This window comes from Aliiroseovarius crassostreae (genome assembly GCF_049803815.1).
GTDB lineage: Bacteria > Pseudomonadota > Alphaproteobacteria > Rhodobacterales > Rhodobacteraceae > Aliiroseovarius > Aliiroseovarius crassostreae_A.
The window spans coordinates 163779-177474 of sequence record NZ_JBNAGI010000002.1 but is presented as its reverse complement, the minus strand read 5'-3'; the positions used below and the strand labels follow the sequence as shown (position 1 = coordinate 177474).

The window sequence follows — 13696 nt, the reverse complement described above, 5'->3', positions numbered from 1 at the left end:
CCTACTCTCCCGTTTGCGCCTTGCGCATTGGTTCGGTCAACAGACCGTATTTCTCGATTTCTTCACGCGTCATGATATGAATCCCGGCCGCCGGAGCTGCCTCGATTGTGTACCAGTAAAACGCGTCATCTCCCAACATTGCCTCGACATAGGCGCGGTTGGCCTCATGCTCCGGGGCGTCGCGTGGGTACTCAATGGCATCCTTCATCCCATCAGACCAGGAATGCACCCCGATCACCGCCCCTTCGGTGGCTCGGCGCTCCACCCCAGCCAGAAACAGATCCACCCCACCGGAATAGATTTCACTCTCCGCGCCGAGTTCGGTCTTCAGCCCCAGATCCCGCACCCGATAAGCCAGGGCGATCATTGTGTCATCATCCAATGAACCGGGAACATGGCCTTCAAACAAAGTGGTGATCTGCGGATGGTCCGCGATCACCGCTTCGAACTGATCCAGGGTCTTGCTGTTGATTTCACCGTTCATAACAAGGCGGGATCCGTCCACCCGGAACGCGGTGGTGTCCATCTGGTTCATGATCAGGATCACCGGGATCTGCCACAGGCCCGTCGCAAAGGCTCCTCCGAGCACGGCAACACCCGCAACCGCAAGAGCCACGCCCAGCTTCATTTCAATCCTTCGACCGCTGCTTTCACCTCGTCGGGCGTGCCGACCTGACGGGTGGATACGTCCTTGGCGATCCGGCGGATCATGCCCGACAGCGCCTTGCCTGCGCCGATCTCCCAGATCTCGGTCACACCTTCGCGCGCCATCCAGGCCACGCTTTCGCGCCAGCGCACCGACCCGGTGACCTGCTCAACCAGAAGCGAGCGGATGACGCTGGTGGCGGACACGGCAGAGGCCCCGACATTCGAGACGAGCGGCACGACCGGGCGGTTCATATCCACATCATCCAGCGCCTCGGCCATCGCCTCGGCAGCGGGTTGCATCAAGGCGCAATGAAACGGGGCGCTGACCGGCAGAAGAACCGCGCGACGCGCGCCTTTGCCCTTGGCGATCTCGACCGCGCGTTCCACCGCCTCTTTGTGGCCCGACACCACAACCTGTGCCGGGTCATTGTCATTGGCGGCCTGACAGACCTGCCCCTGAGCAGCCTCATTGGCCACCGCAGTGGCAGTGTCGAAATCCAGCCCCAACAGGGCGGCCATCGCCCCAACGCCGACCGGCACCGCCTCTTGCATGGCCTTGCCCCGAATGCGCAACAGCCGCGCAGTGTCCGCGATTGAAAAGGTGCCCGCCGCGGCCAGAGCGGAATATTCGCCCAGTGAATGCCCGGCCACATAAGCGGCCGCATCCACGCCAACGCCTTCCGCCTCGAGCGCCCTGACCGCCGCCAATGATGTGGCCATCAGCGCGGGCTGGGCGTTTTGGGTCAGGGTCAGGTCTTCCTGCGCCCCTTCCCAGATCAGTGAGGACAGCTTTTCCCCCAGCGCGTCATCCACCTCGTCAAACACGGCTTTTGCGGCTGGGTAGGCCTCGGCAAGCGCCCTGCCCATGCCGATCGATTGGGCCCCTTGCCCGGGAAACACGAATGCGCGGCTCATGGCCTCTCCTTCTCCCATTATTCAGCTTTCCCAAAGGGCATAGCGCGGGGGGGGCATGGGTGCAACGGGTTTAGCAGACCCAAAGAAAAAGCGGAGGGGGCACCTCCGCTTTCATTCTGTTCGGCTTTTCCGGCGATTTCAGGCCGCCGCTTCATGTGTGTAGTGCCTCAGATCTTTTGCAACGCGCTGTTGCAGTGGCAGCAAAAGGTCTTCGGGGCCAGCGGCAATTTCCAAAGCCTGCGGCGCGCTTTTGCGGCGGATGTAAAGCACCGCTTCACCGGCATTTTGAAGACCCCGGGTCACGAACAGCTCGCCTGCATCCCGCAAAGGAAGTTCGACCAATGATACGAAACGTCCATTGGCGCGGCGAATGCCACGGCGGAATTCCTGTCGTTCCAGATCCACCTGCATCTCATCACGGCGATCGTTCCCGCTGCCCCAAACCGCAACGGCACCGACAATGAAGAACAGGGCACTGACCCCCAGCTTAAGGGGCAAGACCTCGGGGTGGACAGACGTGCCCGGGGCGATCCACAATCCAATGGCAACCAACGCCATGACGATCCCGAAATAGCGGACAACCAGATAGCCGGCGCGCGTCGCGATACCACCTGCATCCTGAGACGTGATCATATATCCCCAGCGGGTATGGGTCAGTTCCGGGCCATCATTGTCCCGACCAATCGGTTTGACGTTTTGGTAGGTTTCGATCAGCACGCTCATCTTCGCACCCTTTGTTTCGGTCCCTCAGTCCCGTTAACACTTTCCTTAGAAACATGGCACGAATTGGGCAGCGGCGTGAAACTGTAGGGGCGCGTGCAACTTTAAGGTATTGCGCCACTGGCCCCGCCCCTCTTGATCCCCGATCGTTTTCCGGCTTTGCCCCTTGCATCATACAGCCATGCATGTATAAGGCGCTGTCCTTTCCGCATGTCTTGAACTGCGTTGCCTCTCGTGCATGGGTCGCGGAAAGGTTGGCCCCATGCTTTGAAGCACGTCTATATAACAGGAGCTCACATGCCGCTTTATGAGCATGTCTTCATCTCGCGCCAGGACCTGTCCAACGCGCAAGCTGAAAACCTCGTCGAACATTTTGGCACCGTTCTGGCCGACAACGGCGGTAAAGTCGTTGACAGCGAGTACTGGGGCGTCAAAACGATGGCCTACAAGATCAACAAGAACCGCAAAGGGCATTACGCCTTTCTGAAAACCGACGCGCCTGCCGCTGCGGTTCAGGAAATGGAACGCCTGATGCGCCTGCATGACGACGTGATGCGGATCCTGACCATCAAGGTCGACGATCACGCAGAAGGTCCGTCGGTTCAAATGCAGAAACGTGACGAACGCGGCGACCGCCGTGGTCGTGACCGCTAAGTTCGGAAGGATCTAAACAATGGCTAGCAAACCGTTTTTCCGCCGCCGCAAGGTCTGCCCGTTCTCGGGTGAAAACGCCCCGAAGATCGATTACAAAGACACCCGTCTGCTGCAGCGCTACATCTCTGAGCGTGGCAAAATCGTCCCTTCGCGCATCACCGCCGTTTCGGCCAAGAAGCAGCGTGAACTGGCCCGTGCCATCAAACGCGCCCGCTTCCTCGCCCTCTTGCCCTACACCGTGAAGTAAGGAGAACATCATGCAAGTTATCCTTCTGGAACGCGTGGCCAAACTGGGCCAAATGGGTGACGTGGTTGACGTCAAGCCGGGCTTTGCCCGCAACTTCCTGCTGCCGCAAGGCAAAGCCCTGACCGCATCGCAAGCGAACATCGCAAGCTTTGAGGCCCGCAAGGCTCAGCTGGAAGCCCACAACCTCGAAACCAAAAAAGAAGCTGAGGCTCTGGCTGAAAAGCTGGACGGTCAGCAGTTCATCGTGATTCGTTCGGCCTCCGATGCCGGCGCCCTCTACGGTTCGGTCACCCCGCGTGACGCCGCAGATGTGGCCACCGAAGGTGGGTTCACCGTGGACAAGAAGCAAGTTGTCCTGAACGCCCCCATCAAATACCTGGGTCTGCACACGGTTACCGTGAAACTGCACCCCGAGGTGGAAGCGTCGATCGACCTGAACGTGGCCCGTTCGGAAGAAGAAGCCGAACTGCAGGCTTCGGGCAAGTCGATCCAGGAACTGGCTGCTGAGGCTGAAGCTGAAGCCGAATTCGAAATCGCCGAACTGTTCGACGATATCGGGTCCGCCGCTTCGGATGATGACGACCTGGTACCGGCAGGCGATGACGCCCCGGCCGCCGACGAGGCATCGGAAGAAGAGTAAATCTCTTTTTCACAGCATCTTAAAGGCCGCCCTTCGGGGCGGCTTTTTCTTTTGGACAACTCGGATTTAAGGACTTAGATCGACAATTTTGCTAAACCCGCCAAAAATCATCCGCCGCCCCTCAAAGGGCATCGGGTTTTTCTCCGGATCAAAGCGCGGATCATCTTTCATGCGCTTTTCCATTTCGGCCATTGCGGTGTCGCGGATGTCCTTGTTGGGCCATTCCACCCAGGAAAAGGCGACCTTTTCATCTTCGTTGGACTGAACGGCCCGGCGAAAATCGGTTACTTTTCCGTCGGGAACATCGTCCTCCCAGCATTCTGTCACCCGCAGTGCCCCCATCTCCAGAAAAAGCTGATCAAACATATGGGCATGGTCCACAAACGCAGCCTTGTTTGCTTCCGGAACCGCCATGACGAAACCATCTACGTAAGTCATATCGACCTCCTGTCGGTTGAAAGGGGTATTCTACAGGCAGATGGGGAAACCGCAAAATCGGGGCAGAAAACTCGGGGCAGAGTGGACGGTACCGGCGCGGCATTGCTGATATGCCCCTCTCCCCTTTTCGCCCAAGAGCGAAACCCCTAACATCGCCCTATGACAGAAAAACTCTCTTCCTCCCGACGCTATTTCATGCTTGCCCTCTCTTCGGTCGCGATCACCGCCTGTTCCGGTCGCAAAGCCGCAAGCACTCAGAATAAGGTGACGAAGGCAGCGGGCTTTAATCCGCCGCTTTACCCCAATGAAACGCCCGAATTACGGGCGCTGATCAACAAGTGGGCAGATCATTACGAGATCCCACGCGAGCTGGTGCATCGTCAGGCGATCCGCGAAAGCACGCACCGCCCATGGGCACGCAACGGACCTTATTGGGGGCTGTTGCAGATCCTGCCGCAAACCGCCCGGACAATGGGCCACCGAGGCCCGGCAAAGGCGTTGTTGAACCCGGATGTGAACCTGAAATATGCGGGGAAATACCTGAAAGGCGCCTATCTGGTGTCGGGCGGCAGCATTGACGGTGCGATGAAATGGTATGCGCGTGGGTATTATTACGAAGCCAAGCGGCTGGGGCTGTTGGTGGAAACGGGATTGCGGCCGGGGTAATGGCTCCCGCGCCTTTACGACCTTTGGCCGACAGGCTTGGGCGTGGCCTCGCTTCGCTCGGGAGGGGCCTTGCCCCTCTTGGCCCCTTGGGGGCCAATTCACCCCAGGATATTTTTGACCAGAAAATAAAGGGACGTCGGACGGGATCGGAGTTTCTGTGTGAGATCGAAAAAGGCCGCCCCAAGCGGGACGGCCTTGTCATAAGCGGGGTGTCCCGGCTTATTCGTCTTCCAGCGCCTCAACGGCCTTTTGCAGGTCGTCTTTTGAGACTTCTTTTTCCGACACGTCGGCCAGTTCGAAGATGTAGTCGATGACCTTGTCTTCAAACAGCGGCGCCTGAATCTGCTGGCGCATCTGCGGGTTTTGCTGAACGAATTCAAAGAACTGGCGTTCCTGGCCCGGATATTGACGCGCTTGGTTCATGATGGCTTGGGTGAACTCAGCGTCGGTGACTTCCACTTCGGCCTTCTGGCCCAGTTCCGCCAGAAGCAGGCCCAGACGCACGCGGCGACCGGCCAGTTTGTTGTGCTCGTCAGTGGGTTCGATTTCCGGGTGATCGTGCCCTTGCACGTCCGGATTTTCCTCGTGCCACAGCTGGTGTGCGATCTGCTTGGCTTCGGCTTCGAGCAGCGACGGCGGCAGGTCGAAATCAACCAGTTTGTCCAGCTCATCCAGCAGGCTACGCTTCATGACAGCGCGCGCAGCTCCGCCGAACTCAGCTTCCAGACGCTCGGAAATCTGACCCTTCAGACCGTCCAAGTCTTCGGCTCCGAATTTCTGGGCCAGTTCGTCGTTGATTTCGGCTGCGACCGGTTCTTTCACCGCATTCACGGTGCATTCGAACACAGCGTCCTTGCCGGCCAGATGCTCTGCGCCATATTCGGCGGGGAAGGTCACTTTGACTTCCACCTCGTCACCGGCTTTCGCGCCAACCAGCTGATCTTCGAAGCCCGGGATGAACGAGTTCGAGCCCAGGGTCAGCGGGTAATCCTCGCCAGCGCCACCTTCGAAAGCTTCGCCGTCGACCTTGCCCAGGAAGTTGATCACAACCTGATCACCGTCTTTGGCTTTTGCGCCTTTCTTGCGGTCTTTGAAATCCTGCGCGGTTTCGGCCAGGTTGCCCAGGGCCTCTTCCACGTCAGCGTCGCCCGCCTTCACAACCATTTTCTCGAGCTTGATGCCCTTCAGGTCGACCTCGGGAATGTCCGGCAGCGCTTCGTAGGTCATTTCAACCTCGACATCATCGCCTTCTTTCCAATCTTCATTGGTCATTTTCACGTCGGGCTGCATGGCCGGACGATCACCCGAGGCTTCGAAATGCGAATTCATCGCACCGTCGATCGATTCCTGCATGGCTTCGCCCATCAGGCGCTGACCAAACTGCTTTTTCAGAAGCGCCATCGGCACCTTGCCCTTGCGGAAACCTTTCATTTCCACTTCCGGCTGCGCCTCGGCCAGCTTTTCATTGACCTTCGCGTCCAGATCGGCCGCGGGAACCACGATTTTATAACCGCGTTTCAGGCCTTCATTCAGGGTCTCGGTGACCTGCATGTCGTTGTCCTTCTTTCAACTTTGGTGCGGGTGGAGGGACTTGAACCCCCACGCCTCGCGGCGCCAGAACCTAAATCTGGTGCGTCTACCAATTTCGCCACACCCGCATAACCTAGAAGGCAGCCCAACTGGGGCCGCCGAATTCGCGCCCTTCTAGCAAAGGACAACGGGGGATGCGAGAGGAAAAACGCAAAGTGAGTCCGGTTTGCCACGTCTGACCGCGCTTTTCTTCCTTCCCCCCAAAAATCGTCGCACTTAACGGTTTGTTGCCGTATCAGGAATAAAAAAGAGCAGTGCCCCGTAAGAGGGCCAAATACATAAGATGCAGGTGGTGCACTCATGACGTTTCAAACGCGGGGGCTTGCTTCGGCCAATGGCCAGCAGGTTCGTCATATCTATTCATCGGGTCTGGGCGCGGATGCGCGGGTCTTGACCCTGGCTGGCGAGAAGCCGATCAAAGATCTAAAGGCGGGTGAACGCCTTGTGTCCGCCGATATTGGCGTGATCCGGCTGCGGGCAATTTCCAAGAAAACCATGCATCTGCAAGACATGATTAAAATTGTGCCTAATGCGCTATGGCAAGATGGGGATACGGGCGGGTTTCACGTTGCCCCGAACCAGCCTGTTGTGCTTCGTGGGTGGATGGCCAAAGCCATGTTCGGCAAATCGCAATTGCTGGTCTCCGCCCGCCGCCTTCTGGATGGGCAGGTGTACAGGCGTTCAGAAGACCCCGGTACAATGACGCTTTATCAACTGCATTTTGATCAACGGCATTTGGTACGCGTTAATGGTGTTGATATGACATCCACCCCACTTTCAGCCCTGAAATCACACATCGGGGAAACAGTTCGCCACCGGACGGGCCATTGATCAAGTACCAGCAACAGTCGCATTAACTTTCCTCACCCCTGCCCCATTTGTGCCCCATTTCCCAACAAATGGTTACTGCAGGGATGTTGAAACAGAAAGTTCTGCCATGACTGTTCAAATGAATACTGCCGAAGTCGCCGCAATGACCTCTGACAAGGTTGGTCTTGCCGAAGGAACCATTGTGCTGACCCTTCGTGGTGAAGTTGCTGTTGAAGACCTGCAAGCAGGCGACAAGATCATCACGCGCGACATCGGTGCGCAGCCCTTGCGCGCCGTGAAATGCCATGACGGCAAAAGCGCGGTGGTCGCCAAAGACAGCCTGGGCAAGAACAGCCCGGACCGCGACATGCGCGTGGCACCGGAGCAAGCTTTTCTGATCCGCGGCGAAGCTCCGTCATTGATCCGCGCAAGCAAGATGGCAAAAGCAGCCGTTGAAAACACCAAGCTCTACCGCCTCGTGTTTGACCGCGCCCATGTGATCTATGCAGATGGTGCAGAGCTGGCGATTGCCTAAATCTTCAGCTTGCGAAACACTTTCGGAAGCATTTCCGGCAAATCTTCCGCAATCAGCCCGGGACCAAACTCCAGCGCACATTCCACATGCAACCAGGCCGCGGTCTCTGCTGCCTGCATCGGCGCAAAGCCGCGTGCAAAAAGCCCGGTGATAAAGCCGGCCAGCACATCCCCGGAACCAGCCGTGGCCAACCAGGGCGCCGCGCGGTCGTAATGCGCTGAATTGATCGAACACCGCCCGTCAGGTGCCGCAATCACCGTATCCGGCCCCTTGAACAGCACCACACAGCCCGCCCGCTTTGCCGCCTCGCGGGTGGCGTCCACTTTGGAGTAAGCAGGACCTTCGGTGGCTGGAGCGTTCAGTTTTTCCGCGATATCCGGAAACAGCCGCGCAAACTCGCCACCATGGGGGGTAAGCACACAGGTTTCATGGAGCTGATCAAACAGCGCCTTCGGTTGGTCGGCAAAAGCGGTCAACGCATCGGCATCCAGAACGGTAGCCCGCTGCGCCAACAGCGCCACCGGCACCAACTCCCGCGCGCGTTCAAGGCCCATCCCCGGTCCCAGGCAGAGCGCGTTCAGGCGGGTGTCCTGCAACAATGTCGCCAACTCCTGCCCCTCAGAGACACGGGTCTGCATGATCGCGGTGATCTGGCCCGCCACTTCCATGCGGGCAGAGGGCGGCACGCCCAGCGTCACCAACCCCGCCCCAATCCGCAACGCCCCACGCCCGGCCAGCCGCGCCGCGCCGGTTTTCCCGGACCCGCCTGTGAGGATCAGGGCGTGGCCGTGGGCGTATTTGTGAATTTCGGTTTGCTTTCGAAGACGATATCCCGCAAGAAATCCTTCAGGCTCCCGGTGTCTCGCCCGGGCGTCAAAATTTGGTGACCCAACGACGCGGACGAAATCACCTTTGTTCTTGATAAAGTCGTTCCTCGCCCAATAAGCTCTCGTATCAAGCCCAATACCAGCAACAACAACCTTGCCACAAACCTCTCCCCCATCAGCTATGAATTGCCCGCGTTTGGCTTGATGGAAAGTCACTGTCAACACCGCAGACAGCGGGAACTCCTCGCGTATCTCCCGCACACCGGTTTTATCCGTTAGGAGGCGACCATTATCGCTGTTGAGACCTGAAGGCATATCCACAGCAACGATTCTCGGGGACAATTCACCACGAAATGGATCCCAAACCTCTGCATCAAGCCCAACAATCAAGAAATAATAGATCTCGCTCGGGATGGGGCGCGTAAGCCCGGTTCCAAATATCGCATCCACACAAATGTCGAAATGATTCAGATGGGAGGGATCAATTTCATCCCCACCCATCTGCGAAACTGCCCCCAACTCACACCACCGCTCAAAGTTCGCCCGCGCATCCGGCGGCAGCTTCTCGGCGTCCCCATACAGAAACACCTCCACCTCCCAGCCGCGCTCATGCAACAGACGCGCCACGACGAACCCGTCACCGCCGTTGTTGCCCGGCCCACAAAGTACCACGGCTCTGTGCATCTTTGGTCTTGAAATATCCTGGGGGGTCTGGGGGGCTAGCCCCCCTGCTACCGGTTTGGTCTGGGGGGCAGCGCCCCCCTGCCCGGTCTCATCCTCACACGCCAGCTCCGGCCATTCCTCAAAAATCGCCTCGACCACACCCCGCCCGGCGCGCTCCATCAGTTCAAGCCCGGTCACCTCACCTGAGTCGATGGCGGCCTGTTCAATGGCGCGCATTTGGGCGGCGGTCAGCAGTTCTGTCATGTTGATCCTTTCAGCAGATGCACAATTTCGAACCACATTGCCTATTTTTTGTGCAACTGCCCTGAAATTTGGCAATCCCACCCCTCTGCGAGCGTCACCAGAATTGTCGCGCCACAGGGAAAATGGTCTGTCTTCTTGTAACGCGCAACCGACCATTGGGGGAAGCCATGAAGAAGATCGAAGCCATCATCAAGCCGTTCAAACTGGACGAGGTGAAGGAGGCGCTTCAGGACATCGGCGTTCAGGGTCTGTCGGTGATCGAGGTGAAGGGGTTTGGCCGCCAGAAAGGCCATACCGAACTGTATCGCGGTGCCGAATACGTGGTCGATTTCCTGCCCAAGGTGAAAATCGAAGTGGTCTTGCCCGCCGATCAGGTGGATGAAGCCATCGAAGCCATCGTTGAGGCCGCAAAAACCGACAAGATCGGCGACGGCAAGATCTTTGTCACCCCCGTTGAACAAGCCATTCGCATCCGCACCGGGGAAACCGGTCTGGACGCTGTGTAATCCGCCCACACCAGGGCAATCAAGTTTCTGAAACAAAGGAAAAAGCAATGAGCGCACAAGACGTACTCAAGCAAATCAAGGAAGACGACATCGCCTATGTCGACATCCGCTTCACCGACGTTCGCGGCAAGCTGCAGCACGTGACCGTTGATTGTGATCTCGTGGATGAAGACTTTCTTGAAGAAGGTTTCATGTTTGACGGGTCGTCGATTGCCGGCTGGAAGTCGATCGAAAACTCGGACATGAAACTGATGCCCGACACCGAGAGCACCTATGTGGATCCGTTCTATGCGGAAAAAACCCTCTGCGTGCATTGCTCGATCGTGGAACCCGACACTGGCGAGAAATACAGCCGTGACCCGCGTGGCACCGCCGAAAAGGCCGAAGCCTATCTGAAATCCTCGGGCATCGGTGATGTGGCCTATATGGGTCCGGAAGCAGAGTTCTTCCTGTTTGACGATGTGCGTTATCAGGTTGGCATCAACAAGGTGTCTTATGAAGTGGATGCCGTCGACGCCTCGTGGAACACCGACACCGAATATGAAATGGGCAACTCGGGCCACCGTCCGGGCGTCAAGGGCGGTTACTTCCCGGTCAACCCGATTGACGACGCGCAGGACATTCGCGGCGAAATGCTGTCGACCATGAAGTCGATCGGCATGAAAACCGACAAGCACCACCACGAAGTGGCCTCGTGCCAGCACGAGCTGGGTCTGATCTTTGACAGCCTGACCAAACAGGCCGACGAGCTGCAGAAGTACAAATACATCATCCACAACGTGGCGCATGCTTACGGCAAATCGGCCACCTTCATGCCGAAGCCGATTGCGGGCGACAACGGCACCGGCATGCATGTGAACATGTCGATCTGGAAAGACGGCAAGCCGCTGTTTGCAGGCGACAAATACGCCGACCTCAGCCAAGAGGCCCTGTGGTTCATCGGTGGTGTTCTGAAACACGCCAAGACCCTGAATGCTTTCACCAACCCGTCGACCAACAGCTACAAGCGCCTGATCCCCGGCTTTGAAGCCCCGGTTCTGCGCGCCTATTCGGCCTCGAACCGGTCGGGTTGCGTCCGCATTCCGTGGACCGAAAGCCCGAAAGCCAAGCGTGTTGAGGCCCGTTTCCCCGATCCGGCCGCCAACCCCTATCTGTGCTTTGCGGCCCTTCTGATGGCTGGCCTTGACGGCATCAAGAACAAGATCGATCCGGGCCCCGCGCAGGACAAAAACCTGTATGACCTGCCGCCGGAAGAGCTGGAAGGCATCCCAACCGTCTGCTCCAGCTTGCGCGAAGCACTGGATGCCCTGGCCGAAGATCACGACTTCCTGCTGGCAGGCGACGTGTTCACCAAAGACCAGATCGAGGGCTATCTCGACCTGAAATGGGAAGAGGTTTACGCCTACGAGCACACCCCGCACCCGATCGAATTCCAGCTTTACTACAGCTGCTGATCGCTTTTGCGGTTCATCCTCAAAAGGGCGCTTTCGGGCGCCCTTTTTCTTTGCGCTTTGGCTATCGGGCAATTCCGGGGTAGAAGAAGGAAGAACCATTCAAACACGAGTTTTCCCATGCGCCTTTTCCCGACCCTTCTGACCCTTCTCTCCCTCTGTGCCCCGCTCCCTGCCCTTGCGGCCTCCTGCGGCAACTCCGCTGCCGGGTTCGAGGCGTGGAAAGCCCAGTTCGCATCCGAGGCCAAACGCGCCGGGGTGAAATCTGCCGGGCTCAAGGCGCTGGCTGCCACGCGCTATGCCCAAGCCACAATCAACGCGGATCGCAACCAGAAAAGCTTCAAATACTCGCTCGACAAGTTCATGAAAATCCGCGGGGCCCAGACGATCATTGCCCAGGGCAAGAAACGCAAGGCCCGCAATCCGGGCTTCTACGCCGCGCTGGAAAAGCGGTTTGGCGTGCCCGCCGGGGTGCTTTTGGCCATTCATGGCATGGAAACCGGCTTTGGCGGTTTCATGGGCAACAGCAATGTGGTGTCGGCGATTGTCACCCTGACCTATGATTGCCGCCGGTCTGATTTCTTCAAACCCCACGCCATTGGCGCGCTGAAACTGGTGGATCGCGGGTCCATCACCATGGGGACCAAAGGCGCAAAACATGGCGAGCTGGGCCATACACAATTTCTGCCCGGAAACGCGCTGCAATATGGTGTGGATGGCAATGGGGACGGGCGTGTCGATTTCTATGATCTGTCAGATGCCATGGCCTCCACCGCCAACTACCTGCGCAAACATGGCTGGAAACCGGGCAAGGGGTATCAGCAGGGTCAGGCCAATTATCGTGTGCTGAAAGAGTGGAACGCGGCGACGGTGTATCAGCAATCTTTGGCGATCATGGGCGCAAAGATCGACGGTTAAAATCGGTTAAGACCTGTGGAATGGGCAGAAAATGCGCCTCGTAATCTGTCCGTTTTCGCCCCATTTCCTTCGCGCTTTGCGCAAAATCACCTGACAGTTTGGCATCAGGCGCCGCGACATAACGGGCCGTTTCATTGATAAAACAGAGCAGTAAACACAGGTAACACCATGAAAATGACAGACCATTTCTCTTCGTCTTTGCGCCCCAGTGCCCTTTTTGGACGCTTTCAGAAAAAGCGCCGCGTTGGCAACATGCCACAGACCATTCGCCAATGGTCCCCCAAATCGGGCTTTGTGGCCGTGCCGCTGGGCGCCTGAGCCTCGGCTATCGTCAAGACTTGTGAAGAAAGCCTGCCCGTCAGGCTTCTTCCCGTTGCGGAAGCGTGTGACCAAGTTCGATCAGTCGCGCCTCGGGTACAACAAATGTGTGTATCGAAAAGATCACCGCGCGGGACGTCGCCAGGCGACGCATGCCCTGACGTTCAACCCGCACCCATTTCTGATCGTGGTCAACAGGCGCGCGCCGATCTTCCTCGGTCCGGGGTTGGTGCAACTCCGGGTCATTGTAAATCAGGGCATTGGCGCGCCAGATCGGGCGTTCTACCTGGATCCCGTCAAACAGCCGTTGCACCCGGCGCGCAATCTCTTGGGTATATTCTGCCACCGGCACATGGATCCGCGTCATCGGTTTCATAAATTTCTGCGAGAGCGACCAACTGGCTGGAAAGCAAAGCACGGCCCCGGTCAGCACATGTTCCTCCCCGATCTTTTCCATGATCACCAGATCTTCTTGCACCAGGGCCCCGGCCGTGCGCAGCGGATCATCCCGGTTGATCTCGACCCGCATTCCATCCGGGCAGATCACGTGATCTTCCTGCACCGTGAACCCATCGATGCCATGCAGTTCCTCGATCACAAGGTCCAAAAGCTCTTCCGCCGCCGGGCGCGCCTGATCCGACAGGCGATGCACCACATCCCCCTTGGTGGCGATCAGCCCCCGGCGATGCGCCATCTGGGCCTTGTACGCATCATCGACCAACAACCATTCACCCGGCGCAATGGGGTTAAGGCCCGGAAGGCGACGCATGCGATCTTCTTCCCAGGGGCGAATGGGCAGAAATTGCTGGCAAATCTCGGGCAACAGGCGGCTCCTTCTTAGGGTTTGGCAAAGATTGGCAGCGCCGTTTGGTCCTGGCAAGCCTTC

General features: G+C 58.0%; 17 protein-coding genes and 1 tRNA gene. 10 read left to right on the top strand and 8 right to left on the bottom strand.

Annotated elements, in window-relative coordinates:
- Position 1: 1 nt before the first annotated feature.
- The 3 genes from ACP15V_RS06665 to ACP15V_RS06655 form a co-directional block, all read right to left on the bottom strand.
- Positions 2-628, bottom strand: coding sequence for an alpha/beta hydrolase (locus tag ACP15V_RS06665; protein ID WP_424942892.1), 627 nt, complete (start codon positions 626-628; stop codon positions 2-4).
- Entirely contained in the window at positions 625-1563 is a 939-nt protein-coding gene (fabD, locus tag ACP15V_RS06660; RefSeq protein ID WP_424942891.1) for an ACP S-malonyltransferase, read from the bottom strand. Before fabD ends, ACP15V_RS06665 begins: the two co-directional genes overlap by 4 nt.
- A 138-nt stretch (positions 1564-1701) precedes the next feature.
- Complete coding sequence (locus ACP15V_RS06655) at positions 1702-2286, bottom strand: hypothetical protein (RefSeq protein ID WP_424942890.1); 585 nt, start codon at positions 2284-2286, stop codon at positions 1702-1704.
- A gap of 294 nt (positions 2287-2580) precedes the next feature.
- On the opposite strand from ACP15V_RS06655, the gene rpsF reads away from it, so the two are divergent.
- The 3 genes from rpsF to rplI are packed head-to-tail and all read left to right on the top strand — an operon-like array spanning position 2581 to position 3824.
- A complete protein-coding gene (rpsF, locus tag ACP15V_RS06650) occupies positions 2581-2937 on the top strand; it encodes a 30S ribosomal protein S6 (protein ID WP_055192645.1) in 357 nt (118 codons plus the stop codon).
- 19 nt (positions 2938-2956) lie between these two features.
- Complete coding sequence (rpsR, locus tag ACP15V_RS06645; RefSeq protein ID WP_173487268.1) at positions 2957-3184, top strand: 30S ribosomal protein S18; 228 nt, start codon at positions 2957-2959, stop codon at positions 3182-3184.
- Between the two features lie 10 nt (positions 3185-3194).
- Positions 3195-3824 (top strand): 50S ribosomal protein L9, encoded by a 630-nt coding sequence (rplI, locus tag ACP15V_RS06640; protein WP_424942889.1) that lies wholly within the window; start codon positions 3195-3197, stop codon positions 3822-3824.
- Between the two features lie 66 nt (positions 3825-3890).
- Here rplI and ACP15V_RS06635 read toward each other — a convergent pair whose 3' ends face one another.
- Complete coding sequence (locus ACP15V_RS06635; RefSeq protein WP_424942888.1) at positions 3891-4262, bottom strand: DUF1428 domain-containing protein; 372 nt, start codon at positions 4260-4262, stop codon at positions 3891-3893.
- 195 nt (positions 4263-4457) lie between these two features.
- On the opposite strand from ACP15V_RS06635, the gene ACP15V_RS06630 reads away from it, so the two are divergent.
- Positions 4458-4928, top strand: a complete 471-nt coding sequence (locus ACP15V_RS06630; RefSeq protein ID WP_424942887.1) for a transglycosylase SLT domain-containing protein — start codon at positions 4458-4460, stop codon at positions 4926-4928.
- A gap of 219 nt (positions 4929-5147) precedes the next feature.
- Here ACP15V_RS06630 and tig read toward each other — a convergent pair whose 3' ends face one another.
- Together tig and ACP15V_RS06620 are read right to left on the bottom strand one after the other, a co-directional pair.
- A complete protein-coding gene (tig, locus tag ACP15V_RS06625; RefSeq protein WP_424942886.1) occupies positions 5148-6479 on the bottom strand; it encodes a trigger factor in 1332 nt (443 codons plus the stop codon).
- A 22-nt stretch (positions 6480-6501) separates the two neighbouring features.
- Positions 6502-6586 (bottom strand) — tRNA-Leu (locus tag ACP15V_RS06620).
- 232 nt (positions 6587-6818) lie between these two features.
- On the opposite strand from ACP15V_RS06620, the gene ACP15V_RS06615 reads away from it, so the two are divergent.
- Positions 6819-7349, top strand: coding sequence for a Hint domain-containing protein (locus ACP15V_RS06615; protein ID WP_424942885.1), 531 nt, complete (start codon positions 6819-6821; stop codon positions 7347-7349).
- Positions 7350-7455: 106 nt separating this feature from the next.
- Positions 7456-7863 (top strand): Hint domain-containing protein, encoded by a 408-nt coding sequence (locus tag ACP15V_RS06610; RefSeq protein ID WP_424942884.1) that lies wholly within the window; start codon positions 7456-7458, stop codon positions 7861-7863.
- Here ACP15V_RS06610 and ACP15V_RS06605 read toward each other — a convergent pair.
- Positions 7860-9617, bottom strand: coding sequence for an NAD(P)H-hydrate dehydratase (locus ACP15V_RS06605; RefSeq protein ID WP_424942883.1), 1758 nt, complete (start codon positions 9615-9617; stop codon positions 7860-7862). The two genes, ACP15V_RS06610 and ACP15V_RS06605, sit on opposite strands and share 4 nt — an antisense overlap.
- A 167-nt stretch (positions 9618-9784) precedes the next feature.
- Here ACP15V_RS06605 and ACP15V_RS06600 point away from each other — a divergent pair, with 167 nt between their 5' ends.
- From ACP15V_RS06600 to ACP15V_RS06585, 4 genes are all read left to right on the top strand, one after another.
- Positions 9785-10123: a P-II family nitrogen regulator gene (locus ACP15V_RS06600; RefSeq protein WP_248363468.1), complete on the top strand. Its 339-nt coding sequence runs from the start codon at positions 9785-9787 to the stop codon at positions 10121-10123.
- A 47-nt stretch (positions 10124-10170) separates the two neighbouring features.
- Positions 10171-11577, top strand: a complete 1407-nt coding sequence (glnA, locus tag ACP15V_RS06595; protein ID WP_424942882.1) for a type I glutamate--ammonia ligase — start codon at positions 10171-10173, stop codon at positions 11575-11577.
- Positions 11578-11694: 117 nt separating this feature from the next.
- On the top strand, positions 11695-12492 hold the full coding sequence (locus ACP15V_RS06590; protein ID WP_424942881.1) for a lytic murein transglycosylase: 798 nt from the start codon (positions 11695-11697) through the stop codon (positions 12490-12492).
- 168 nt (positions 12493-12660) lie between these two features.
- Positions 12661-12810, top strand: coding sequence for a hypothetical protein (locus ACP15V_RS06585; protein ID WP_424942880.1), 150 nt, complete (start codon positions 12661-12663; stop codon positions 12808-12810).
- 40 nt (positions 12811-12850) lie between these two features.
- Here the strand turns inward: ACP15V_RS06585 and ACP15V_RS06580 are convergent, their stop codons facing one another.
- Positions 12851-13633, bottom strand: coding sequence for a heme-dependent oxidative N-demethylase family protein (locus tag ACP15V_RS06580; RefSeq protein ID WP_424942879.1), 783 nt, complete (start codon positions 13631-13633; stop codon positions 12851-12853).
- Between the last annotated feature and the right edge of the window lie 63 nt (positions 13634-13696).

Bases quoted from the DNA above. Each gene is read 5' to 3' on its own strand.
- ACP15V_RS06665 (WP_424942892.1), bottom strand. From the start codon at position 628: ATGAAGCTGGGCGTGGCTCTTGCGGTTGCGGGTGTTGCCGTGCTCGGA.
- fabD (WP_424942891.1), bottom strand. From the start codon at position 1,563: ATGAGCCGCGCATTCGTGTTTCCCGGGCAAGGGGCCCAATCGATCGGC.
- ACP15V_RS06655 (WP_424942890.1), bottom strand. From the start codon at position 2,286: ATGAGCGTGCTGATCGAAACCTACCAAAACGTCAAACCGATTGGTCGG.
- rpsF (WP_055192645.1), top strand. From the start codon at position 2,581: ATGCCGCTTTATGAGCATGTCTTCATCTCGCGCCAGGACCTGTCCAAC.
- rpsR (WP_173487268.1), top strand. From the start codon at position 2,957: ATGGCTAGCAAACCGTTTTTCCGCCGCCGCAAGGTCTGCCCGTTCTCG.
- rplI (WP_424942889.1), top strand. From the start codon at position 3,195: ATGCAAGTTATCCTTCTGGAACGCGTGGCCAAACTGGGCCAAATGGGT.
- ACP15V_RS06635 (WP_424942888.1), bottom strand. From the start codon at position 4,262: ATGACTTACGTAGATGGTTTCGTCATGGCGGTTCCGGAAGCAAACAAG.
- ACP15V_RS06630 (WP_424942887.1), top strand. From the start codon at position 4,458: ATGCTTGCCCTCTCTTCGGTCGCGATCACCGCCTGTTCCGGTCGCAAA.
- tig (WP_424942886.1), bottom strand. From the start codon at position 6,479: ATGCAGGTCACCGAGACCCTGAATGAAGGCCTGAAACGCGGTTATAAA.
- ACP15V_RS06615 (WP_424942885.1), top strand. From the start codon at position 6,819: ATGACGTTTCAAACGCGGGGGCTTGCTTCGGCCAATGGCCAGCAGGTT.
- ACP15V_RS06610 (WP_424942884.1), top strand. From the start codon at position 7,456: ATGACTGTTCAAATGAATACTGCCGAAGTCGCCGCAATGACCTCTGAC.
- ACP15V_RS06605 (WP_424942883.1), bottom strand. From the start codon at position 9,617: ATGACAGAACTGCTGACCGCCGCCCAAATGCGCGCCATTGAACAGGCC.
- ACP15V_RS06600 (WP_248363468.1), top strand. From the start codon at position 9,785: ATGAAGAAGATCGAAGCCATCATCAAGCCGTTCAAACTGGACGAGGTG.
- glnA (WP_424942882.1), top strand. From the start codon at position 10,171: ATGAGCGCACAAGACGTACTCAAGCAAATCAAGGAAGACGACATCGCC.
- ACP15V_RS06590 (WP_424942881.1), top strand. From the start codon at position 11,695: ATGCGCCTTTTCCCGACCCTTCTGACCCTTCTCTCCCTCTGTGCCCCG.
- ACP15V_RS06585 (WP_424942880.1), top strand. From the start codon at position 12,661: ATGAAAATGACAGACCATTTCTCTTCGTCTTTGCGCCCCAGTGCCCTT.